The sequence below is a fragment of the Rhodopseudomonas sp. NSM genome (assembly GCF_052445935.1).
Taxonomy (GTDB): domain Bacteria; phylum Pseudomonadota; class Alphaproteobacteria; order Rhizobiales; family Xanthobacteraceae; genus Rhodopseudomonas.
On record NZ_JBQTCH010000010.1, the window covers coordinates 73888 to 96229 of the forward strand.

Below are 22342 nucleotides of genomic sequence, written 5' to 3' on the forward strand. Positions count from 1 at the left end.
CGTCGCAGCTCAGGGGCGGGACCACCGGCCCGCAACCCGCGGACCTGGTCATCAAAAAGGGCGGCCCGAGAGCCGCCCTTCGCACAGAACCGTGTCGTCGCGATCGATCAGTTGGCGGCCTTGTTGCCGGCCGGCTTGTCGATCGCCGCCTTCTCGCCGGTCACCGGCGCGGCCGGCGTGGTGGCGGTGGCCTTGATGCCGTGCAGCAGATCGGCGGCGGTCTTAAGTGCCTTGTCGTCCTTGGCCTCCGGCGGCACGTAGGACTGCGAACCGGTCTTCTCGTCGCCGTCCTGGCCCTTCAGATGGCCGCGCAGCGAGGCTTCGCCCTTGGTGTCGGTGCGGGCCTTGAGATCGTCCGGCACGTCCTGCAGCACCTCGATGTCGGGGGTGATGCCCTTGGCCTGGATCGATTTGCCCGACGGCGTGTAGTAGCGCGCGGTGGTGAGCCGCAGCGCGCCGTTGCCGGAGCCGAGCGGGATGATGGTCTGCACCGAGCCCTTGCCGAACGAGCGGGTGCCGACCAGCGTGGCGCGCTTGTGGTCCTGCAGCGCGCCGGCGACGATCTCCGACGCGGAGGCCGAGCCGCCGTTGATCAGCACGATCACCGGCTTGCCCTTGGTGAGGTCGCCGGCATGGGCGGAGCGGCGCTGGGTTTCTTCGGCATTGCGGCCGCGGGTGGAAACGATCTCGCCGCGATCGAGGAAGGTGTCGGACACCGTCACCGCCTCCTCGAGCAATCCGCCCGGATTGTTGCGCATGTCGAGGATGAAGCCCTTGATCTTGTCCGCGCCGATCTGGTTGGTCAGATTGGCGATCTCGCGCTTCAGGCCTTCGGTGGTCTGCTCGTTGAAGGTGGTGATGCGGATGTAGCCGATGTCGTCGGATTCGACGCGCGCGCGCACCGAACGGACCCGGATATTGTCGCGCACCAGCGTGACCTCGATCGGGTTGTCCTGGCCCTTGCGCATGATCTTCAGCCGGATCTTGGTGTTGACCGGGCCGCGCATCTTCTCGACCGCCTGGTTCAGGGTCAGGCCCTGCACCGCCTCGTCGTCGAGATTGGTGATGATGTCGTTGGCCATGATGCCGGCCTTCGACGCCGGGGTGTCGTCGATCGGCGACACCACCTTGATCAGGCCGTCTTCCATGGTGACTTCGATGCCGAGCCCGCCGAACTCGCCGCGGGTCTGCACCTGCATGTCACGGAAGCTCTTGGCGTCCATGTAGCTCGAATGCGGATCAAGTCCGGTGAGCATGCCGCTGATCGAGGATTCGATCAGCTTGCTGTCGTCGGGCTTCTCGACATAGTCGCTCCGCACCCGCTCGAACACGTCGCCGAACAGATTGAGCTGACGGTAGGTGTCGGACGTCGCGGCGCGCGCGGTCGAGCCCATCAGCACCGAACGCGGCTGGGTGACGAAAAGTGTCAGCGCAGCACCGGTGACGGCGCTGAGGAGGATTACCGAAGTCTTGCGCATCATCCGCGAACCTTTTCGCCTTCATTTGCGGCCCACCATGGGCCTGGATCGATGGGAGTGCCGTCCTTACGGAACTCGATATAGAGCACGGGCTGACTGACATTCGCCGCCAGGATCGAAGCGACCTGCGACGTCGATCCCATGGTCGCCACCGGCTCCCCCGTGAGCACGAACTGGCCGATGTTAACCGAAATGCGCTCCATCCCGGCGATCAGGACATGATATCCGCCACCGGCATTGAGGATCAAGAGTTGTCCGTAGGAGCGAAACGGTCCGGCATAGACAACCCAGCCGTCACACGGGGTTGTGACCTGCGCGCCGGGCCTCGCCGACAGCGAAATCCCGCGTTCCACCCCGCCGACGCCGTCGGGCCGACCGAATTCGCGGATCTTGCTGCCGTTCACCGGAAACGCCAGCAGACCTTTGGCCGAGGCGAAGGCGACCGCCGGGCTGAGCCGGCCGGGATCCTTCAGCGCCGCCAGATTGGGCTGGCCGTTCAGCGCCACCGGGGTACCCTTCTGGGTGGCGGCAGCGGCGGCCTTGGCGGCGCTCTTGAGATCCTGCTCCATCTTGGCGATGAGGCCCTGCAGGCTGTCGACCTGCCGCGACAGCGTGAGTGCGCGTGCGCGCTCGGTCTCGATGTCCTTTTCGACCGCGCTCTGTTTGCGCTGGCGCTCGCCGATCAGCGCGGCGAGCCGGGTCTGGTCGGCGGTCATGCTGCTGCGGTCGGCGGCGAGCCGGTCGCGCTCGGCCGCAATCGTCTTGCGCACGGCGATCAGTTCTCCGAGATCGGTGGCGAGCCGATCGGCGCGCTCGCGCAGATCGGGGACGACGGCGCCGAGCAGGATCGCGGTGCGCAGCGATTGCAGCGCGTCTTCGGGCCGTACCAGCAGCGCCGGCGGGGCACGGCGGCCGGCGCGCTGCAGCGCCGCCAGCACTTCACCGATTTCGCCGCGGCGCTGGTCGAGCGAGGTGCGGATCTGCGTCTCGCGGGCGTCGAGCGGAACCAGGCGCGCTTCGGCCTCGCTGATCCTGGTCTCAACGGCGCGGACCTTGGCGGCGATGTCGATCAGCTGCTGATTGAGTTTGGTGCGATCCTCACCGATCGCGGCGAGATCGGCCTTGAGCTTGTCCTGCAACTCGGCGGCGCGTTTCTGCTGCTGGCGCGCGGCTTCGAGTTCCTGCTCGCGCTGCCGGATGAGATCGGTCGTCGGCGACGGCGCGGGCGCCGCTGCCGGGGCGGTCTGGGCCTGCGCGGCAACAACCATTGGGCCCGAGATCAACACCAATCCGCCGGAGACGAGGCTCGCCGAAAGCAGTGCGACCGACGGCCAGCCTGCGCCCGAGGCTTGGTCCTTCGCAGCCATGGCAAGTTGGTGTTGCATCGGATCGCTGCGGCGCTCGCTAGGCACGGTGATAAGGATGTCCCGCCAAAATCGTCGCGGCCCGGTAGATCTGCTCCAGCAGCATCACGCGGACCATCTGGTGCGGCCACGTCACGGCACCAAACGACAGGCACAGCTTTGCCTTGCGCCGCAAATCAGGCAAAAGTCCGTCCGCCCCGCCGATCACGAAAATAGTACCGGGCACCGATTCGTCCCGCCAGCGGCCGAGCTGCGCCGCGAAGGTCGCGCTGTCGACACTTTTGCCGCGCTCGTCGAGGGTGACCATCGCGCCGCCTTCGGGAACCAGCGCAGCGATCGCGGCGGCTTCCTCGGCCATCCGCGCGGCGGCCTCGCGAGCGCGGCTCTCAGCGATTTCGTGGATGTCGAGGCCGCGAAAGCCGAGCTTGCGGCCGATATCGTCGAAGCGGGCGCGATAGCGCTCGGCGAGTTCGCGTTCGGGGCCCTGCTTGAGTTTGCCGACGGCAATCACTGTCAGCCGCATCGGCTTGCGCTCCCTGCGCTGCGCCGTCGTGCGTCAGGCGTCGACTGACAGACGCGCATTTGCGCGCACGCGCTCTCGGATAGCGCGCGCAAGACGGCGGCTTCTACAGCGTCTTCGCCGGCTGCGGTCCCTGCGTCCACAACCGTTCGATGTTGTAGAATTCGCGAACCTCCGGCCGGAACACGTGCAGCACCACGTCGCCGCAATCCATCAGCACCCAATCGCAATTGGTCATGCCCTCGGTATGGATGTTGACGATGCCGGCTTCTTTCAGTCCCTTGGAGACGTTGTCGGCGATCGCACCGACATGACGGTTCACCCGCCCGCTGGTGACGACTACATAGTCGAACATCGCCGACTTGCCGCGGATATCGATGGCGATCGTCTCTTCCGCCTTCATGTCGTCGAGGCGGGAGAGGATCAGTTGCAGGGTTTCCTCCGCGGTCAACCGGAGCCCGGAGATCGCGTCGGGTGCAAAGGCTTCCGTGACGGCTGCGGATGGCTGAGCGGCGGTCGTCGCAATGGCCTTCTTCGATGCAGCCGTTCTCGAGGCTGCGGCCTTCGGCGTTGCGGTCTTTGACGCCGCGGCCTTCGAAGTAACCGCTTTCGAAGGCGCCGCCTTGGACTTGACCGCTTTTGCTGTGGCCGGCTTCGGCAGAGCCGACTTGGACAATACAGATGTGGTCAGGGACCTTTCCTTTCACTGTATCGCGCGCGCGCCGAATCCCGGCGCCTGAAAACCATACTAGGCATGTGGGGTTGGCGGTTTCAACATTCCAGACGGCGAGCAAGCTTCATTTCTTCCAACTTCCGTCGAGGTTCCGTAGCGCGGTCGAGGACAGTGGCGATTTCAGCCCTGTCAGGAATATCCACGACGGCGGCGTCCGGTCGGCCAGCGTTGCCGCTGCATTGCTCGCCAGGCGGTAGCGTTTGAGCGTCTGAGCGGCGGGTGCTGCGAGGGCACGGAAGGTGGCCGGCGGCCGGTCGATCACGGCGATCGGCAGCGCTGCCGCGATCCGCTGCCAGCGCTGCCAGCGATGGAACTGCGCCAGATTGTCGGCGCCCATGATCCAGACGAAGTGCGCGCCGGGGCAGTGCCGCAGCAGATAATCGATGGTGTCGGCGGTGTAGCGGGTGCCGATCGCGGCTTCGAGGCCGCTCACCTGGATGCGTGGATCGTCGGCCATCGCCTGCGCCGCGGCGACCCGGGCGTCGAGCTCGCGCAACGCCGTGACGTCCTTCAGCGGATTGCCCGGCGACACCAGCCACCAGACACGGTCGAGCTTCAGCCGAGTCAGCGCGAAGCGGCTGATCGCGCGATGCGCTTCGTGGGGCGGATTGAACGAGCCGCCGAGCAGGCCGATCCGCATGCCGCGACTGTAGGCCGGAACGGCGCGGCGGGCGGCCACGGGATCCGGCGTCAACTCATGCTCCGCGCAGGCGGGTCGGGGCGCTCACGGCCGGGTCTGCCCGGTGCCGTGAATGCGATATTTGAAGGTGGTGAGCTGCTCGGCGCCGACCGGACCGCGGGCGTGGAACTTGCCGGTGGCGATGCCGATCTCGGCGCCGAAGCCGAATTCGCCACCGTCGGCGAATTGCGTCGAGGCGTTGTGCAGCACGATGGCGGAATCGACCTCGCCGAGAAATTTCGCGGCGGCCTGCGCGTCCTCGGCGACGATCGCGTCGGTGTGGTGCGAGCCGTGGTCGTGGATATGCACGATCGCGTCGTCGACATCGTCGACGACCCTCGCGGCGATCACCGCGTCGAGATATTCGGTGTCCCAGTCCTGATCGGTCGCAGGCTTCACGCGGGCATCGGCGCGCTGCACGGCGGCGTCGCCGCGGACTTCGCAGCCGGCGTCGATCAGCATCCCGACCAGCGGCGCCAGGTGCGTATCGGCGGCGGCACGGTCGATCAGCAGCGTCTCGGCGGCGCCACAGACACCGGTGCGCCGCATCTTGGCATTGAGGACGATCGACTTCGCCATGTCGAGATCGGCGCTGCGATCGACATAGACGTGATTGACGCCTTCGAGATGCGCGAACACCGGTACCCGCGCCTCACTCTCGACGCGCGCGACGAGGCTCTTGCCGCCACGCGGCACGATCACGTCCACAGAGCCGCTCAGCCCGCCAAGTAACAAGCCCACCGCGGCGCGGTCGCGGGTCGGCACGAGCGTGATGGCGGCTTCCGGCAGCCCCGCCTCGCGAAGACCCTGCACCAGACACTCATGGATCGCACGGCCGGAGCGAAAGCTCTCCGAGCCGCCGCGCAGGATCACGGCGTTGCCGGATTTCAGGCACAGCACGCCGGCATCCGCCGTGACGTTGGGGCGGCTCTCGTAGATCACCGCGACGACGCCGAGCGGCACCCGGACGCGCTCGATGGTCATGCCGTTCGGACGCTGCCAGCTTTCGGTGACGGCGCCGACCGGATCAGGAATGCCGCGCACCACGGCGATGCCTTCGGCCATGGCTTCGATCCGTGCGGGCGTCAGCGTCAGCCGGTCGAGAAACGCGGAATTGGCGCCCGAGGCCTTGGCGTCGGCGACGTCCTCGGCATTGGCGGCCAAAATCTTGTCGGCGCCGGCGCGAATGGCCCGCTCCATCGCCTCCAGCGCGCGGTTCTTCTGCTCCGGGGCGGCCTGCGCCAATACCCGCGCGGCCGCACGCGCGCTGCGTCCGAGGTCGTTCATCAGCGTGGCGAGTTCTGCGCTGCCGTCGATGGCTTTGAGCGATGCGGTCATGGCGGTCCGGCCTGAAAATCCGTGTCGTGTCATGTAAATAGGCGGAAATTGCCGGGACGCCAAGCTGGTTGCGGAGAAACCGGGCGATCACTATCATTTTGCGTGTCCCCAGGAGGCGCAAATGACCGGCAGCTATACCCTCGACGAGCAGTCCGAGGCTTTCGTCGAAAGCCTGGTCGAAAGTGGCCGCTACGAGACGGTCGGCGACGTGCTGCGCGACAGCCTGCGCCTGATGCAGGCGCGCGAAGCCAAGCTCGAGGCGCTTCGAGCCGAGATCCAGAAGAGGCTGGACAGCGGGCCAATGGAGGGCGTGGGCGACATGTTCGAGCGCATCAAGTCCGAAGGCCGCAACTCGCCTGAAGACTTCAAGTAAGCGTCACGCCGGCGCGGTCCCCACCACCAGATCGTCGCGGTGGATCATCTCGGCGCGGCCGCTGATGCCGAGGATGCTCATCACGTCGGGCGACGAGCGGCCCTTGATCCTGTCGGCGTCGTCGGCGTCGTAGGCGACCAGGCCGCGGCCGATCTCGTGGGTGTCCGGGCCGCGCACGATCACCGCGTCGCCGCGGGCGAACTGGCCGTCGACCCGGATGACGCCGGCCGGCAGCAGGCTCTTGCCGGCGCGCAGCGCCGTCACCGCGCCGGCGTCGATCGTCAGCGTGCCTTTCGGCTCCAGCGAGCCGGCGATCCAGCGTTTTCGCGCCGTCACCGGGTTCGCGGGCGTCAGGAACCAGCTGCAGGGGCCGCCGCCGGCAATGGCCTTGAGCGGATGTTCGATCTTGCCGGACGCGATCAGCATGTGGGTGCCGGCGCTGGTTGCGATCTTGGCGGCCTCGATCTTGGTGCGCATCCCGCCGCGCGACAGCTCCGAGCCGGCGGCGCCGGCCATGGCCTCGATCTCGGCGGTGACCGAATCGACGACAGGGATCAGCTTCGCATCCGGATTGCTGCCGGGCGGGGCGGTGTACAGGCCGTCGATGTCGGACAGCAGGATCAGCAGGTCGGCGCTCGCCATGGTCGCGACCCGCGCGGCGAGGCGGTCGTTGTCGCCGTAGCGGATCTCGTTGGTGGCGACGGTGTCGTTCTCGTTGATCACTGGCACCGCGCGCCATTCCAGCAGCTTGGCGATGGTCGAGCGGGCGTTGAGATAGCGCCGCCGCTCCTCGGTGTCCTGCAACGTCACCAGGATCTGCCCCGCGCCGATGCCGTGGTGGCCCAGCACCTCCGACCAGGTTCGCGCCAGCGCGATTTGTCCGACGGCCGCGGCGGCCTGGCTTTCCTCGAGCTTCAGCGCGCCGCGCGGCAGCTTCAGTCGGCTGCGGCCGAGCGCGATCGAGCCGGACGAGACGATCATCACGTCGCGGCCGTCGCGATGCAGTTCGGCGATGTCGGCTGCGAGCGCGGCGAGCCATGTCGCCCGGACCTCGCCGGCGCCGGAATCGATCAGCAGCGAGGAGCCGACCTTGACGACGATGCGTCGGAAATCATGGAGCTTCGGGCGGGCCATCGGTGTCGGTCGAGGTCATGGTCGCGGCAATCGACGCGGCGACGGTCGGAACGGGATTCCGTTGTGCAGCACCGCGCCAGCCCGCGCAAGCCGCGTCTGCTGTCCCGGCCCGGGACGAACCGACTACGCGTCCTGCGGCGCCCACGGTTTGGCGTCGGCCGCATTCCCGGCCGCGTTCTTCGCCTTGTCGGAGACCGGCGCCTCGCCGATCACCGCGACCAGCGCGCGCAGTGCTTCCGGCACGCCCGCGCCGGTAATGCCCGAAATCAGCAGCGGCGTCTTCTTGGCGGCGCGCTTCAGCCGGTCCTTCTGCTTCTTGAGCTCGTCCGGCTCGACCGCGTCGATCTTGTTCAACGCCACGATCTCGATCTTGTCGGCCAGCGTTTCGGCATAGGCGTCGAGCTCGCCGCGCACGGTCTTGTAGGCACGGCCGGCGTGCTCGCAGGTGGCGTCGATCAGATGCAGCAGCACGCGGCAGCGCTCGACATGACCGAGGAAACGGTCGCCGAGGCCGGCGCCTTCATGCGCGCCCTCGATCAGCCCGGGAATGTCGGCGAGCACGAATTCGCGGCCGTCGGCATTCACCACGCCGAGCTGCGGATGCAGCGTCGTGAACGGATAGTCGGCGATCTTGGGCTTGGCGGCGCTGACCTTGGAGAGAAACGTCGACTTGCCGGCGTTGGGCAATCCCACGAGGCCGGCGTCGGCGATCAGCTTCAGGCGCAGCCAGATCCAGCGCTCCTCGCCGGGAAGGCCGGGATTGGCGTGGCGCGGGGCGCGGTTGGTCGACGACTTGAAATGCGCGTTGCCGAAGCCGCCATTGCCGCCTTCGGCCAGCACGAAGCGTTCCCCGACCTTGGTGAAGTCGTGGAGCAGCGTTTCCTTGTCCTCATCGATGATCTGGGTGCCGACCGGCACTTTCAGCACGATGTCCTTGCCGTTGGCGCCGTGGCGGTCGCTGCCCATGCCGTTGACGCCCTTCTGGGCCTTGAAGTGCTGCTGGTAGCGATAGTCGATCAGCGTGTTGAGGCCGTCGGCGGCCTCGACCACGACGTCGCCGCCGCGGCCGCCATTGCCGCCGTTCGGCCCGCCGAACTCGATGAACTTCTCGCGCCGGAACGCGACGCAGCCGCTCCCGCCATCGCCGGAGCGGATATAAACCTTGGCTTCATCGAGGAATTTCATGACGCTATCCGTATCGTACAGGGAGGGGGCGCGGCAACAACTCGATCGCCGGAGCGGCGTCGCTTCGCCGTGCGGCGATTTGCTTGAGCTTTTGCCGGCCACCGGCCTTGCGCTGCCGCGAGCCGCCGGGCCATAAGCGCCGGCTGTCGAGCTGTTCCGGTTCGCAAGGTACCAGAGCCAGATATGGGGTTGTTCCGCAAGATCTCCATCGGCCCCGGCGAAAATGGCGCGCAGGCGGCTGGTATCGCCCTGATGCTGCTGGCGATGCTGGCGTTTTCGTTTGCGGACGCGCTCGGCAAGAAGGTGGTGGCGACCTATCCGGTCGGCGAATTCCTGCTGCTGCGGGCTCTGGCCGGTCTGGTGCTGCTCGCGCCGCTGATCTGGCGGCAGCGCGCCGCCTTCACCCGGCTGGAGCGGCCGGGGCTGCAATTTGTGCGCATGCTGGTTTCGGCGTTCGAAGTTGCGGCGTTCTTCCTCGCCACGGTGTATCTGCCGCTCGCCGACGTCATCACGTTCTATCTGGCTTCGGCGCTGTTCGTGTCGGTCGGCGCCGCTTTGTTTCTCGGCGAGACCATCGACCGGGCGCGGGCGATCGCGATCATGGTCGGCTTTGTCGGCGTGCTGATCGCATTGCAGCCGTCGCCGCAGACCATGAGCTGGCCGGCGCTGATCGCGATCCTCGCCAGCATCTTGTTCGCGGCGCTGATGCTGATCACCCGGTTCCTGCGGCGAACCGCGGAGATCGCGCTGGCGACGCAGCAATTCATCGGCACCGCACTGCTCGGCTCGGTGCTGCTGGCGCCGTCCGGCTGGATTGCGCCGCCGCCGTCCGACTGGATCTGGTTCGTGCTGGCGGGGGTGGGCTCGGCCGCGGGCTTGTTGTGCGTCAATCGTTCGCTGCGGCTGGCGCCCGCGAGCGTCGTGGTGCCGTATCAGTACACGATGATCATCTTCGCCGCCGCGCTCGGCTGGCTGTTCTTCGGCGACGTGCCGACGCTGTCGACACTGGTCGGCGTCGTCGTCATTGTCGGCGCGGGACTGTATCTCGCGCTGCGCGATCGCAAGGCGCCGGACGAACCGCCGCCGCAGACAAACTGACGCCCGTTACTCGATCGTCAGTTTGAGGCCGGCGAAGCGCGCGTTGAGTTGGCGGGCGCGTTCGCGCCGGTCCTCTGCCAACAGGCGGCGTTCGCGCGCTTCGAATGCCTCGAGATCCCGAAGGATCTGATCCTCGACATTGGCGACGGCAATCAGTTCGGCGTGGTCGGACATGGCAAGCTCCCTGTTCGTATCCGGAAACTCTTCTGGACTCGCCACACCCTACCGGCGAGCTGATTAAGACCTGATGCTCCGGCGGTGTTCGCCGGAGGAAACCGGGTCTCGTCGTTAAACATCTGCGAACGAGCGAGGGTGCCCGGACATCAGATTCCGAAGCGGCGGTCGAGATCGACGAACCGGAAGCTCAGTTGCTCGGCGGGCTCGTGCTGTTCGGCTACGCGATGCGCGCGTTCGCATTTCTCGACCACGTCGGTGCTGCGCGCGATGCCGTCGGCGATGTCGTGAGTGATGAGGGCCTGAATGTAGCGTTGGGTCAGCATGTCGAACTCCTTGTTTGCGGAGCGACTGCTAAGCGGTCACGGCGACGCTGCGTACTCGGGATCACCCCAGCGGATGTCGCGCTGGTTAAGGATCTCTCGCGGTAAAGCGCCGACTTGCAACGATCACGGCCGGCCACGTATTTCGGCGGCCGGGCCATGCCCGGCCGCTCAATCGTCGCGCTCAGCGGCTGCGCCGGGTTTGGCCCCAGCTCTTCAGCGAGGACCACACGCCGCGGGTCAGGCGGAAGCAGTCGACCGGCGTCGACGAGCCGATCGCCTCCATGCGGTGCAGTTCGACGCCGGTCCACTGGAAGCCGCACTTCTCCAGCACGTTGCGCGACGCCGGATTGATCACGCGCGCCGCCGAGACCATCTGCCCGATCGCGTGTTCCTCGAAGGTGAAGTCGATCACCGCACGCGCCGCCTCGGTGGCGTAGCCGTTGCCCCAATGCGCGACGCCGAGCCAGTAACCGAGCTCCGGCGCGTCGCGGTCGCGCCAGTCGACGCCGACCATGCCGACCGGCTCGAAATCCGCTTCGATCAGAAACACGGTCTCGTGGTCCTGCCCGAGCGAGGTGACAAAGCGTGCGGCGTCGTCGCGCGTATAGGGATGCGGCAGCCGGCGGGTCATCTCGGCGACCCGGCGGTCGTTGGCGAGGCGCGCGATGGCGTTGACGTCCGCGAGAGCCGGTTTGCGCAGCGTCAGCCGCCCGGTCTCGAGGACGCAAGGTCTCGGCTCTCGCAACGAGGGCGTGGGGGTCGGGATTTCCTGCAACATGGCGGGCTCCTGAATGCGCTTCTGAAAAAATGCACGCAAAACGAAAAGGGGAGGCCGGTTATCCCGCCTCCCCTGGAGCCCTTTTTGTGCTCCGCCGGTTTGACAGGACCGGCGGACACACGATCAGTCCACCGTCTATTCAGCCGCCTCCGCCGCAATCGGAAGTACCGATACGAAGGTGCGGCCGTTGGCTTTGGCACGGAATTCCACATGACCTTCCACCTTGGCGAACAAGGTATGGTCTGTGCCCATGCCGACATTGAGGCCGGGGTGCCAAGTGGTGCCGCGCTGACGCGCGATGATGTTGCCGGGAATCACATGCTCGCCGCCATAGGCCTTGATCCCGAGGCGCTTGCCCGCAGAATCACGCCCGTTGCGCGATGAACCGCCCGCTTTTTTATGAGCCATAGCCCGTCTCCAAAATTCCGAGTGATCTCTAGACCGATTCCGTCAGGGAATCATCTCACTTTTTGTTTGTGTCGCGGTCGCTGCCTTATTCGGCTGCGTCCGCTGCGGGCGCCGGCTCGGCCTTGACGCGCTTCGGCCGCGGGCCGATCGAGGGCGACTTGCCGTCGGCGAGGATCTCGGTGATCCGCAGCACCGTGATCTCGTCGCGATAGCCGCGCTTGCGCTTCGAATTCTTGCGGCGGCGCTTCTTGAACGAAATCACCTTCGGGCCGCGCTTGTGGTCCAGCACTTCGGCGGCGACGCTGGCGCCGGCAACCATGGGAAGACCGAGCTGGGGCGTGTCGCCGCCGAGCATCAGGACTTCGCCGAGCTGCACGATCGTGCCGACCTCGCCTTCGATCTTGCCTACTTCGAGAACATCATCCGGAACGACACGGTATTGCCGGCCGCCGGTTTTGATGACTGCGAACATCGTTTTCATCCTTCGTGTTCGATCCCAGCCTCGGGTGAACCGGGCCGGCTTTTTGTTCAGTCGTTGCGGGTTGCGACCTGAATGGTCGCTTGAATCCGTGTGAATGGCGTGGCCCTCTGACGGGGCTTCGGCGCTGGTCACACAAAGCAAAATCGGCGCGGGACCTGCCCACGCCGGGTGCGGGACTTATAGCCTTGGGTCGCCTCAAGTCAAGGCGGAAGCGGCGAAAAGCCGAGTCCGTGCAAGGGGAAGTGGGTGCTCGCCATGTCGCAGGGCGGTGCAACCAACGGGTTCCCGGATCGTTGTCACCCGGTTTTACACGGGGAAATGACCATGGCCGAGGACACGCTGACCACCACCAACGCCGGCATCGCCGCTCACGGCGCCGCGCGGCTGCCGTCGGTCGACGTCGATACGTATAATATCGAGCTCAAGGATGACGATGGATTTCTCGGCGACCGGGCCAGCAAGGGCGCATTCCAGCGCATGCTCGACGCCTCGCGCAAGCCGCTGCGCAAGAATGGCGACGATCCGCTGGGCAAGAAGCCGACAGAGGAGATTTCCAAGGGAACGCTCGAAGATGTTGTGAACGGCGATGACCTCCACGCCGCCGCGCTGGTGCACGGCGTGATCGAGGAATTCGCCCAGGAACTGGCCTACGTCACCCGCCGGTTTCTCAAGACCAAGGCCTGGGCCGATACCGAGTGCATCGTGGTCGGCGGCGGCTTCCGCCAGGGCCGGGTCGGGGAACTGGCGATCGCCCGCACCGACATCATCCTCAAATCCGAGGGGCTGAAGATCGATCTGGTGCCGATCCGGTTCGATCCGGACGAGGCCGGGCTGATCGGCTGCCTGCATCTAGCGCCATCGTGGATCTTCGAGGGACACGACAGCATTCTGGCGGTCGATATCGGCGGCTCCAACATCCGCTGCGGCGTGGTCGAAACCGGATGGAAAAAGGCAAAGGACCTCTCGAAGGCCTCGGTCTGGAAGGTCGATCTGTGGCGCCATGCCGAAGACGAGCCGACCCGCGAAGGCGCGGTGAAGCGACTGACCAAGATGCTGAAGGATTTGATCGCCGACGCCGAGAAGGAGGGCTTCAAGCTCGCGCCGTTCATCGGGATTTCCTGCCCCGGCGTGATCAACGCCGACGGCACCATCGAGAAGGGCGCCCAGAACCTGCCGGGCAATTGGGAAAGCAGCCGGTTTCACCTGCCGCGCAGCCTGATAGAGGGCATCCCCACCATCGGCGGCCACGACACCGCGATCCTGATGCACAATGACGGCGTCGCCCAGGGGCTGAGCGAAGTGCCGTTCATGCAGGCGTTCGAGCGCTGGGGCGTGCTGACCATCGGCACCGGCCTCGGCAACGCCCGCTTCACCAACCGCAAGGCCAAAGACAAGGGCAAGAAAGACAAGGCCAAGGACGACAAGACCAAGGACGACAAGGGTAAGGCGAAGGACAAGGACCGCAAGGACAAGGAGAAGGCCTGAGCGGCCGGCATCGGGAGCCAAGTCCGGTCGCCGGCACTCAAAGGATGGCGCTTGCGGGGGGCGGCATAGGATCGGCCCAAGGCCCTCCGGGATCCCACCCGCCAAACCGGCCCCGCCGATCCGTCCGAGGGCGCTCTGCCCCGGTTGTGGGCGGTGCGGCCGGCTCGAGACCTGCGCCGACTTGTTTATCCGCGCGGCCTCACCTAGAACTCCGCCCGACCAGCGGCGGGATCATGCCCGCTTGCGCCGCGGAGAGGTGGCAGAGTGGTCGAATGCACCGCACTCGAAATGCGGCATAGGTGCAAGCCTATCGGGGGTTCGAATCCCTCCCTCTCCGCCAGTTCTGCCTTTGTCGAAGCGGCCGGGGTATGCCGCCTCACTTGTACTCTTCCGACTCCCGCAACCCGCTGATCCACAGCGCCAGAATGGTGACGACCGCGCCGGACAGCAGGTACGCGCCCGAGGAGATCAGGCCGAAATCGGTGGCGAGCAGCAGCGCCACCAAGGGAGCGAAGCCGGCGCCGAACAGCCAGGCGAGGTCGGCGGTCAGCGCCGACGCGGTGTAGCGATAGGCGGTCCGGAAGCTGGATGCGATCACGCCGGACGACTGGCCGAACGACAGCCCGAGCAGGATGAATCCGAGGATCATATAGGCGGTCTCACCGACCGGGCCGGCGTCGAGCATCTGCGGGGCGAAGCCGCTGAACACCGCGATCGCGATCGCCGAGCCCATCAGCAGCGGCTTGCGGCCGATGCGGTCGGCGAGCATGCCCGACGCGATGATGGCCACGACGCCGAACATCGCGCCGATGGTCTCGATGATCAGGAACCGCACCGGGCTCTCCCGGGTGAACAGGAACACCCAGGACAGCGGGAACACCGTGACCATATGGAACAGGGCGAAGCTCGCGAGCGGCGCGAAAGCCCCGATGATGATGTTGCGGCCGTCGTGCCCGAGCGTTGCGAGAACGCGGCTGGGTTGCAATTCGCGGCTTTCGAACAGCGACGCATATTCCGGCGTCACCACCATGCGCAGCCGCGCGAACAGCGCCACGACATTGATGGCGAAGGCGACGAAGAACGGGTAGCGCCAGCCCCAGCTGAAGAAATCCTCGGACGACAGATGCCCGGTGAAATAGGCGAACAAGGCGCTCGCGACGATCAGTCCGAGCGGCGCGCCGAGCTGCGGCACCATCGCGTACCAGCCGCGCTGCTCTTTCGGCGCGTTCAGCGCCAGCAGCGACGCCATCCCGTCCCAGGCGCCGCCCCAGGCCAGACCCTGGGCCGCGCGCGCCAGCGCCAGCAGCCAGATCGACGCCGCGCCGATCTGGGAATAGCCGGGCAGGAAGGCGATCGCGACCGTGGCGGTGCCGAGCAGCAGCATCGCGCTGATCAGCTTGGCGCTTTTGCCGTAGCGGCGATCGATCGCCATGAAGATCACGGTGCCGAGCGGCCGCGCGATGAAGGCCACCGCGAAGATCGCAAATGAATACAACGTGCCGGTCAGTTCGCTGGCGAACGGGAACACCAGTCGCGGAAACACGATCACCGAAGCGATCGCATAGACGAAGAAGTCGAAGAACTCGGCGGTGCGGCCGATGATGACGCCGATGGCGATCTCGCCGGGATTGGCCTGCTTGCGCGCCGGATCAGAGCCAAGTCCCGCGGTCGTCGTTTCTGTCATCGCGCTCTGCCGTTGTGAAACTGAGGAAATTCACTGCGATCGCCTCTCAATAGCGCGGCAATCGTGCCTCTGTTTGGGGGGTGATCCCGCACCGCAACATTGGACAAATTGTCCAATGTCCCGATTGCTGCGCCGCAGTTAGGCCCTGCCTTGCGAGATATTCTCATTCTCAAAGGGCGGAACGTTGGCACGTCTCAAAATCCTGGCTCTGCTACCTTTGGCGGTATTGTTGAGTGGCTGCAACTTCGTCGTGATGGCGCCGGCCGGCGACATCGCCGCGCAACAGCGCGATCTGATCGTGATCTCGACCGTGCTGATGCTGCTGATCGTCCTGCCGGTGATGGCGCTGACGGTGTGGTTCGCGTGGCGCTATCGCCACTCCAACGATGCCGCAAAATACGATCCCGACTGGGACCACTCGACCGGCCTCGAACTGGTGATCTGGTCGGCGCCGCTGGCGATCATCATCTGCCTCGGCGCGATCACCTGGATGGGTACGCATCTGCTCGATCCGTATCGCTCGCTCGACCGCATCGCCCATGACCGGCCGATCGACCGCGCCAAGGCTCCGCTCGAGGTGAACGTGGTCGCGCTCGATTGGAAGTGGCTGTTCATCTATCCGGAATACGGCATCGCCTCGCTGAACGAACTCGCCGCGCCGGTCGACCGTCCGATCAGCTTCCGGATCACCGCGTCCTCGGTGATGAACTCGTTCTACATTCCTGCGCTCGCCGGCCAGATCTACGCGATGCCCGGGATGGAGACCAAGCTGCACGCGGTGGTCAATCACGCCGGCAAGTACAAGGGCTTCTCGGCGAATTACAGCGGCGCCGGCTTCTCCGGCATGCACTTCGCGTTTCACGGGCTCGACGACGCCGGCTTCGAACAGTGGATCGCGCGCATCAAGGCGAGCCCCGATGCGCTGGGCCGCACCGAATATCTGGCGCTGGAGAAGCCCAGCAGCAACGAGCCCGCCCGCGGCTTCGGCACGGTCGATAGCGATCTGTACCGCGCCATCCTCAACATGTGCGTCGAGCCCGGCAAGATGTGCATGAGCGAGATGATGGCGATCGACGCGCGCGGCGGCAACGGCATGGCCGGCCTGCGCAACACGCTGCCGCTCGCCTACGACAAATACGCCCGCCGCGGCACCGCGCTCGGGCCGGAGCCGAGCTTCGTCGCCGGCACCTGCACGGTCGACGAGCCGCAGGGTCGCGCCACCGCCGAGGCGCGGGGTAACACGCCGCTGCTCGGCGCCGGGCTGAAGCGCCCGTCGCTGTTCACGCCGCTCGGGTCGTCCACCTCGCTGCTGTTCGGCCCGGCGTCGAAATCCGAGTCCTGAGGGATCGCATGTTCACCAATCCTGATATCGTCAAGGCGATCTTCGGCCGGCTGACGCTGGAATCGCTGCCGCTGCACGAGCCGATCGTCGTGCTCACCTTCGTCGCCGTCGCCATCGGCGGCGCCGCGATGGTCGCGGGCCTCACTTATTTCCGGCTGTGGGGTTATCTGTGGCGCGAATGGTTCACCACCGTGGATCACAAGCGCATCGGCATCATGTACATGATCCTCGGCATCGTCATGCTGCTGCGCGGCTTCGCCGACGCGGTGATGATGCGGCTGCAGCAGGCGATGGCCTTCAACGGCTCCGAGGGCTATCTCAACGCGCATCACTATGATCAGGTGTTCACCGCCCATGGCGTGATCATGATCTTCTTCGTGGCGATGCCGATGGTCACCGGCCTGATGAACTACGTCGTGCCGCTGCAGATCGGTGCGCGCGACGTGTCGTTCCCGTTCCTCAACAATTTCAGCTTCTGGATGACCACGGCCGGCGCGGTGTTGGTGATGATCTCGCTGTTCGTCGGCGAATTCGCCCGCACCGGCTGGCTGGCTTATCCGCCGCTGTCGAACATCGGCTACAGTCCGGACGTCGGCGTCGACTATTACATATGGGCCCTGCAGGTCGCGGGCGTCGGGACGACATTGTCCGGCGTCAATCTGATCTGCACCATCGTCAAGCTGCGGGCGCCCGGCATGACGATGATGCGGATGCCGATCTTCACCTGGACCTCGCTCTGCACCAACATCCTGATCGTCGCGTCGTTTCCGGTGCTGACCGTGGTGCTGGCGCTGCTGTCGCTCGACCGTTATGTCGGCACCAACTTCTTCACGAACGACTTCGGCGGCAACCCGATGATGTACGTGAACCTGATCTGGATCTGGGGCCATCCGGAGGTCTACATCCTGATCCTGCCGGCATTTGGCATCTTCTCGGAGGTGACCTCGACGTTCTCCGGCAAGCGGCTGTTCGGCTACACCTCGATGGTCTACGCCACGGTGGTCATCACCATCCTGTCGTATCTGGTGTGGCTGCACCATTTCTTCACGATGGGCTCGGGCGCCAGCGTCAACTCGTTCTTCGGCATCACCACGATGATCATCTCGATCCCGACGGGCGCGAAGATGTTCAACTGGCTGTTCACGATGTATCGCGGACGAATCCGCTACGACCTGCCGATGATGTGGACGATCGCGTTCATGCTGACCTTCGTGATCGGCGGCATGACCGGCGTGCTGCTCGCGGTGCCGCCGGCCGACTTCGTGCTGCACAACAGCCTGTTCCTTGTCGCGCATTTCCACAACGTCATCATCGGCGGCGTGGTGTTCGGCCTGTTCGCCGGCATCGCCTACTGGTTCCCGAAAGCGTTCGGCTTCAAGCTCGACGTGTTCTGGGGCAAGATCTCGTTCTGGTGCTGGGTGGTCGGCTTCTACTTCGCCTTCATGCCGCTGTATGTGCTCGGCCTGATGGGCGTCACCCGTCGTCTGCGGGTGTTCGACGATCCGAGCCTGCAGATCTGGTTCATCATCGCCGGTTTCGGCGCGTTCCTGGTCCTGATCGGCATCATCGCCTTCCTGGTCCAGATCGCCGTCAGCGTGATGCGCCGCGAGCAGCTTCGCGACGTCACCGGCGACCCGTGGAACGGGCGCACGCTGGAATGGGCGACGTCGTCGCCGCCGCCGGACTACAACTTCGCCTTCACGCCGATGGTGCGCGACTCCGATGCGTGGTGGGACATGAAAAAGGCCGGCTACAAGCGGCCGCTCGAAGGCTTCAAGCCGATCCACATGCCGAGCAACACCGGCACCGGAATCATCCTGTCCGGGCTCAGCCTGGTGATGGCGTTCGGGCTGATCTGGTACATCTGGTGGCTGGCTGCGCTGTCCTTCATCGCGCTGCTCGCCGTCGCGATCGGCCACACCTTCAACTATCACCGCGACTTCCACATCCCCGCCGATGAGGTCGTTCGCGTCGAGGACGAGCGGACGCGCCTGCTCGCCGCGGGAGCCAAGCCATGAGCGTCGCCGCCGCCGCCCCGTCGGCTGAAGAGCCGGTGTTCCACGTCGTCGACGAGCACGCGCATCCGGAAGGCGCGAGCACGATGCTCGGCTTCTGGATCTATCTGATGAGCGATTGCCTCATCTTCGCGATCCTGTTCGCGACCTACGGCGTGCTCGGCGCCAATTACGCCGCAGGCCCCGCGCCGAAGGACCTGTTCGATCTGAAGCTGGTCGCGGTCAACACCGCGATGCTGCTGATGTCGTCGATCACCTACGGTTTCGCCATGCTGACGATGGAGAAGCGGCAGGTCGGCGCGACGCTGGCCTGGCTCGGCGTCACCGGCCTGTTCGGTCTCGCGTTTCTCGGAATCGAACTCTACGAATTCCACCACATGATTCACGAGGGCGCGACGCCGCAGCGCAGCGCCTTCCTGTCGTCGTTCTTCACGCTGGTCGGCACCCACGGCCTGCACGTGACGTTCGGCATCATCTGGCTGGTGACGCTGATGGTGCAGGTCGCGCGCGCCGGCCTGATCGAAGCCAACCGCCGGCGGCTGATGTGCCTCAGCATGTTCTGGCACTTCCTCGACGTGGTCTGGATCGGCGTCTTCACCTTCGTCTATCTGCTGGGAACCTTGCGATGAGCATCAATTCTCCCCACGTCGACGCGCACGGCCACGACCACGGCCAAGAGGCCCATGTGGCGGCCCACGCCCACGGCACGCTGAAGAGCTATCTGATCGGCTTCGGGCTGTCGGTGGTACTCACCGCGATCCCGTTCTGGCTGGTGATGGGCGACGTGCTCGGCAACAAGCAGGCGACCGGGCTGGTGATCATGGCGTTCGCGGCGGTGCAGATCGTGGTGCACATGATCTACTTCCTGCACATGACCACCGCAGCCGAAGAGGGCTGGACGATGATGGCGCTGATCTTCACCATCGTCATGGTGGTGATCGCGCTGGCCGGCTCGCTGTGGGTGATGCACCATCTCACCACCAATATGATGCCGGCTCACGACATGATCCGGCGGTGAGGACGATGCGATCGTGACGCCCGACAGCGATCCGACGGGAAGCGGCCGCAGCTCCGCGCGGCGCCCCTCGCTGTGGCTCACGATCCCTGCCGTTGCGGCTGTGGCCGGACTGATCGCGCTCGGCGTCTGGCAGATCGAGCGGCGCGCCTGGAAGCTGGCGCTGATCGAGCGGGTCGAGCAGCGCGCGCATGCCGCACCCGCCTCGTTGCCCCCGATCGCGTCGTGGCCCGAGGTGACCGCCGCCCGCGAAGAGTATCGGCGCGTCACGCTGACCGGCCGCTTCCAGCACGACCGCGAGACGCTGGTACAGGCCGTCACCGATTTCGGCGGCGGGTTCTGGGTGATCACGCCGCTGCGCGCCGCCGACGGCGGCAATGTGCTGATCAATCGCGGGTTCGTTCTGCCCGCCCAGCGCGACCGTGCGACCCGACGGGACGGCGAGCCCTCCGGCGAGATCACGGTTAACGGTCTGTTACGCGTGACGGAACCCGGCGGGGGCTTCCTGCGCCACAATGATCCCGTCGCCGATCGCTGGTATTCCCGCGACGTCGTGGCGATCGCGCAGAGGCGCAACGTCGAGAATGTCGCACCTTTCTTCATCGACGCTGACGCTTCGCTCAATGCGGAAGGCCAGCCGATCGGCGGGTTGACCGTCATCCGGTTCCCCAACAATCACCTGGTCTATGCGCTCACGTGGTTTTGCCTGGCATTTATGCTGGCCGGCTGGCTTGGTGTCGCCTTCGGTGGGGGATTTCTCCGCCGCGCAGACCCCGGCCGCAGACCGGGCAGAGCGGCGAGCACCGCCCCCGCGACAGGATCACATGCTGGACCGATCTCCGGGCATCGCTGACGACAAGGCCGGCTGGAGGCCGCGACAGGAGATGTCGGCGTCGACGCCCGTGCCGCGCCTCGGTGAAGTGATACCGGGCGACGATGCGACCGACCGCAAGAACATGGCGCTGCTGATCCAGCTTCGCTGGACCGCGGTGATCGGTCAGATCGTCACCATCGGCGCAGTGCATCTGTGGCTCGGTGCCCCGTTGCCGCTCATGCCGATGGGCGCCGTCGTGCTCGGGCTGATCGCGCTCAATATCGCGAGCCTGGCATGGATGCGCTATCGGGTCGCGATCAGCAATCGCGATCTGCTGGTCGCGCTGATTCTCGACGTCGTCGCGCTGACGGCTCTGCTCTATCTCAGCGGCGGCATCACCAATCCGTTCACCTCGCTGTATCTGCTGCAGGTGACGCTCGGCGCGGTGCTGCTCGACAGCCGCTCGAGCTGGTCGCTGGTGGCCGTCGTGTTCACGGCTTTCATCTGGCTGACCGAAGCATCGCGCCCGCTGGTGCTGCCGCCGGCCGCCGGCGATCCGGTCAATCTGGCCGTCGCCGGAATGCTGATCGGATTCGCGCTGAACGCGGTGCTGCTGGTGGTGTTCGTCACGCGGATCCATCGCAATCTGCGGGAGCGCGACGCGCATCTGGCGGCATTGCGCCAGCATGCGACGGAGCAGGATCACATCGTGCGGATGGGGCTGCTCGCATCCGGCGCCGCGCACGAACTCGGCACGCCGCTGGCGTCGGTCTCGGTCATTCTCAGCGACTGGCGCAGGATGCCGCAGATCACGGCCAATCGTGAACTCGCCGAGGATCTCACCGAAATGGAAACGGCGCTGAAGCGCTGCCAGTCGATCGTCACCGGGATTCTCGTCTCGGCCGGCGAGGCGCGCGGCGAAGGCTCTTCGCCGACCACGGTGTCGGCATTCCTGTCCGCGATCGCCGAGGAATGGCAGGGCGCGCGCTGCAAGGCGACGCTGCATGTCGTCAACGTGTTCGGGGAAGACCTGCCGATCGTCTCCGACGTCACGCTGAAGCAGGCGATCTTCAACGTGCTGGACAATGCCTTCGAAGTCTCACGCCACTGGATCGAACTTGTCGCGGAACGCGACGGCGACAATCTGGTTCTGTCGGTCAGAGACCGCGGCCCCGGATTTCCCCAGGACATGCTGACGCAGATCGGCAAGCCGTATCAGTCCACCAAGGGCCGGGCCGGCGGCGGTCTCGGCCTGTTCCTGGTGATGAATGTGGTGCGCAAGCTCGGCGGCTCGATCACCGCCGAAAATCTCCGCAACCGCGGCGCCAAGGTCAAGCTGGTGCTGCCGCTCTCGACGCTCGCGATCGGAGACAAGTTTGATTGAAGAACGTTCCCTGATCGTCGTCGAGGATGACGCCGGCTTCGCCCGGACGCTGAAGCGCTCGTTCGAGCGCCGCGGCTACGAGGTGGTGCACGCCTCGACCATCGAGGACGTGCGTGACGCGCTGGACGACCGCTCGTTCGGCTACGCCGTGGTCGATCTCAAGCTCGGCGTCGCCTCTGGGCTCGCCTGCGTCGAGCTGCTCCACGCCCAGGATCCGGAGATGCTGATCGTCGTCCTGACCGGCTTTGCCAGCATCGCCACCGCTGTCGAGGCAATCAAGCTCGGCGCCTGCCACTATCTCGCCAAGCCGTCCAACACCGACGACATCGAGGCCGCATTCCGCAAGGCGGAGGGCAATGCCGACATCGCGCTGGCGAGCCAGCCGACCTCGATCAAGACGCTGGAATGGGAACGCATCCACCAGACCCTGATCGAAAGCGAGTTCAACATCTCCGAAGCCGCGCGGCGGCTCGGCATGCATCGCCGGACGCTGGCGCGCAAACTCGAAAAGCGGCAGGTCAGGTAGACCCTGCA

The 22342-nt window shown here is 65.8% G+C and carries 25 protein-coding genes and 1 tRNA gene; 12 read left to right on the top strand and 14 right to left on the bottom strand.

Features of this window, described 5'->3' with window-relative positions:
• Positions 1–107: 107 nt before the first annotated feature.
• From ACTZWT_RS21910 to rsfS, 4 genes are all read right to left on the bottom strand, one after another.
• Positions 108–1481, bottom strand: coding sequence for a S41 family peptidase (locus ACTZWT_RS21910; RefSeq protein WP_444771793.1), 1374 nt, complete (start codon positions 1479–1481; stop codon positions 108–110).
• On the bottom strand, positions 1478–2863 hold the full coding sequence (locus ACTZWT_RS21915; RefSeq protein ID WP_444771794.1) for a murein hydrolase activator EnvC family protein: 1386 nt from the start codon (positions 2861–2863) through the stop codon (positions 1478–1480). Before ACTZWT_RS21915 ends, ACTZWT_RS21910 begins: the two co-directional genes overlap by 4 nt.
• A gap of 19 nt (positions 2864–2882) precedes the next feature.
• Positions 2883–3365, bottom strand: a complete 483-nt coding sequence (rlmH, locus tag ACTZWT_RS21920) for a 23S rRNA (pseudouridine(1915)-N(3))-methyltransferase RlmH (protein WP_444771795.1) — start codon at positions 3363–3365, stop codon at positions 2883–2885.
• Between the two features lie 103 nt (positions 3366–3468).
• Entirely contained in the window at positions 3469–3813 is a 345-nt protein-coding gene (gene rsfS / locus ACTZWT_RS21925) for a ribosome silencing factor (RefSeq protein ID WP_444771796.1), read from the bottom strand.
• Between the two features lie 73 nt (positions 3814–3886).
• Between rsfS and ACTZWT_RS21930 the strand changes: the two genes are divergently transcribed.
• A complete protein-coding gene (locus ACTZWT_RS21930) occupies positions 3887–4102 on the top strand; it encodes a hypothetical protein (RefSeq protein WP_444771797.1) in 216 nt (71 codons plus the stop codon).
• A 57-nt stretch (positions 4103–4159) separates the two neighbouring features.
• Here the strand turns inward: ACTZWT_RS21930 and ACTZWT_RS21935 are convergent, their stop codons facing one another.
• Positions 4160–4789, bottom strand: a complete 630-nt coding sequence (locus ACTZWT_RS21935) for a nicotinate-nucleotide adenylyltransferase (protein ID WP_444771798.1) — start codon at positions 4787–4789, stop codon at positions 4160–4162.
• Positions 4790–4819: 30 nt separating this feature from the next.
• A complete protein-coding gene (locus tag ACTZWT_RS21940) occupies positions 4820–6112 on the bottom strand; it encodes a glutamate-5-semialdehyde dehydrogenase (RefSeq protein WP_444771799.1) in 1293 nt (430 codons plus the stop codon).
• A 121-nt stretch (positions 6113–6233) separates the two neighbouring features.
• Here ACTZWT_RS21940 and ACTZWT_RS21945 point away from each other — a divergent pair, with 121 nt between their 5' ends.
• On the top strand, positions 6234–6485 hold the full coding sequence (locus ACTZWT_RS21945; protein ID WP_444771800.1) for a type II toxin-antitoxin system ParD family antitoxin: 252 nt from the start codon (positions 6234–6236) through the stop codon (positions 6483–6485).
• Between the two features lie 3 nt (positions 6486–6488).
• Here the strand turns inward: ACTZWT_RS21945 and proB are convergent, their stop codons facing one another.
• Entirely contained in the window at positions 6489–7619 is a 1131-nt protein-coding gene (gene proB, locus ACTZWT_RS21950; RefSeq protein WP_444771801.1) for a glutamate 5-kinase, read from the bottom strand.
• A 123-nt stretch (positions 7620–7742) separates the two neighbouring features.
• Positions 7743–8804 (bottom strand): GTPase ObgE, encoded by a 1062-nt coding sequence (gene obgE / locus ACTZWT_RS21955; protein ID WP_444771802.1) that lies wholly within the window; start codon positions 8802–8804, stop codon positions 7743–7745.
• A 183-nt stretch (positions 8805–8987) separates the two neighbouring features.
• Between obgE and ACTZWT_RS21960 the strand changes: the two genes are divergently transcribed.
• Complete coding sequence (locus ACTZWT_RS21960; protein WP_444771803.1) at positions 8988–9902, top strand: DMT family transporter; 915 nt, start codon at positions 8988–8990, stop codon at positions 9900–9902.
• A 6-nt stretch (positions 9903–9908) separates the two neighbouring features.
• On the opposite strand, the gene ACTZWT_RS21965 is transcribed toward ACTZWT_RS21960, so the two are convergent.
• From ACTZWT_RS21965 to rplU, 5 genes are all read right to left on the bottom strand, one after another.
• A complete protein-coding gene (locus ACTZWT_RS21965) occupies positions 9909–10076 on the bottom strand; it encodes a hypothetical protein (protein ID WP_444771804.1) in 168 nt (55 codons plus the stop codon).
• Between the two features lie 149 nt (positions 10077–10225).
• Entirely contained in the window at positions 10226–10402 is a 177-nt protein-coding gene (locus ACTZWT_RS21970) for a hypothetical protein (RefSeq protein ID WP_444771805.1), read from the bottom strand.
• Positions 10403–10583: 181 nt separating this feature from the next.
• Positions 10584–11180, bottom strand: coding sequence for a GNAT family N-acetyltransferase (locus ACTZWT_RS21975; protein WP_444771806.1), 597 nt, complete (start codon positions 11178–11180; stop codon positions 10584–10586).
• Between the two features lie 135 nt (positions 11181–11315).
• Entirely contained in the window at positions 11316–11588 is a 273-nt protein-coding gene (rpmA, locus tag ACTZWT_RS21980; protein ID WP_444771807.1) for a 50S ribosomal protein L27, read from the bottom strand.
• Positions 11589–11673: 85 nt separating this feature from the next.
• Complete coding sequence (rplU, locus tag ACTZWT_RS21985) at positions 11674–12060, bottom strand: 50S ribosomal protein L21 (protein WP_322515106.1); 387 nt, start codon at positions 12058–12060, stop codon at positions 11674–11676.
• A gap of 333 nt (positions 12061–12393) precedes the next feature.
• Here rplU and ACTZWT_RS21990 point away from each other — a divergent pair, with 333 nt between their 5' ends.
• Both ACTZWT_RS21990 and ACTZWT_RS21995 read left to right on the top strand, forming a co-directional pair.
• Positions 12394–13554 carry an ROK family protein gene (locus ACTZWT_RS21990; RefSeq protein ID WP_444771808.1) on the top strand — a complete coding sequence of 387 codons (1161 nt, stop codon included), beginning with the start codon at positions 12394–12396 and terminating at the stop codon, positions 13552–13554.
• A gap of 250 nt (positions 13555–13804) precedes the next feature.
• Positions 13805–13894 (top strand) — tRNA-Ser (locus ACTZWT_RS21995).
• A gap of 36 nt (positions 13895–13930) precedes the next feature.
• Here the strand turns inward: ACTZWT_RS21995 and ACTZWT_RS22000 are convergent.
• Positions 13931–15238: an MFS transporter gene (locus ACTZWT_RS22000; protein ID WP_444771809.1), complete on the bottom strand. Its 1308-nt coding sequence runs from the start codon at positions 15236–15238 to the stop codon at positions 13931–13933.
• A gap of 184 nt (positions 15239–15422) precedes the next feature.
• Between ACTZWT_RS22000 and cyoA the strand changes: the two genes are divergently transcribed.
• The 7 genes from cyoA to ACTZWT_RS22035 are packed head-to-tail and all read left to right on the top strand — an operon-like array spanning position 15423 to position 22334.
• Positions 15423–16580 (top strand): ubiquinol oxidase subunit II, encoded by a 1158-nt coding sequence (gene cyoA, locus ACTZWT_RS22005; protein WP_444771810.1) that lies wholly within the window; start codon positions 15423–15425, stop codon positions 16578–16580.
• An 8-nt stretch (positions 16581–16588) separates the two neighbouring features.
• Positions 16589–18598, top strand: coding sequence for a cytochrome o ubiquinol oxidase subunit I (gene cyoB, locus ACTZWT_RS22010; RefSeq protein ID WP_444771811.1), 2010 nt, complete (start codon positions 16589–16591; stop codon positions 18596–18598).
• The gene (gene cyoC / locus ACTZWT_RS22015; RefSeq protein WP_444771812.1) at positions 18595–19224 is read left to right on the top strand and encodes a cytochrome o ubiquinol oxidase subunit III; all 630 of its coding nucleotides are present in this window, start codon (positions 18595–18597) and stop codon (positions 19222–19224) included. Before cyoB ends, cyoC begins: the two co-directional genes overlap by 4 nt.
• Positions 19221–19613: a cytochrome o ubiquinol oxidase subunit IV gene (cyoD, locus tag ACTZWT_RS22020; protein ID WP_444771813.1), complete on the top strand. Its 393-nt coding sequence runs from the start codon at positions 19221–19223 to the stop codon at positions 19611–19613. Before cyoC ends, cyoD begins: the two co-directional genes overlap by 4 nt.
• A gap of 13 nt (positions 19614–19626) precedes the next feature.
• Positions 19627–20463: an SURF1 family protein gene (locus ACTZWT_RS22025; RefSeq protein ID WP_444771814.1), complete on the top strand. Its 837-nt coding sequence runs from the start codon at positions 19627–19629 to the stop codon at positions 20461–20463.
• The gene (locus ACTZWT_RS22030) at positions 20435–21808 is read left to right on the top strand and encodes an ATP-binding protein (protein ID WP_444771815.1); all 1374 of its coding nucleotides are present in this window, start codon (positions 20435–20437) and stop codon (positions 21806–21808) included. Before ACTZWT_RS22025 ends, ACTZWT_RS22030 begins: the two co-directional genes overlap by 29 nt.
• A complete protein-coding gene (locus ACTZWT_RS22035; RefSeq protein WP_444771816.1) occupies positions 21801–22334 on the top strand; it encodes a response regulator transcription factor in 534 nt (177 codons plus the stop codon). Before ACTZWT_RS22030 ends, ACTZWT_RS22035 begins: the two co-directional genes overlap by 8 nt.
• Positions 22335–22342 lie beyond the last annotated feature (8 nt).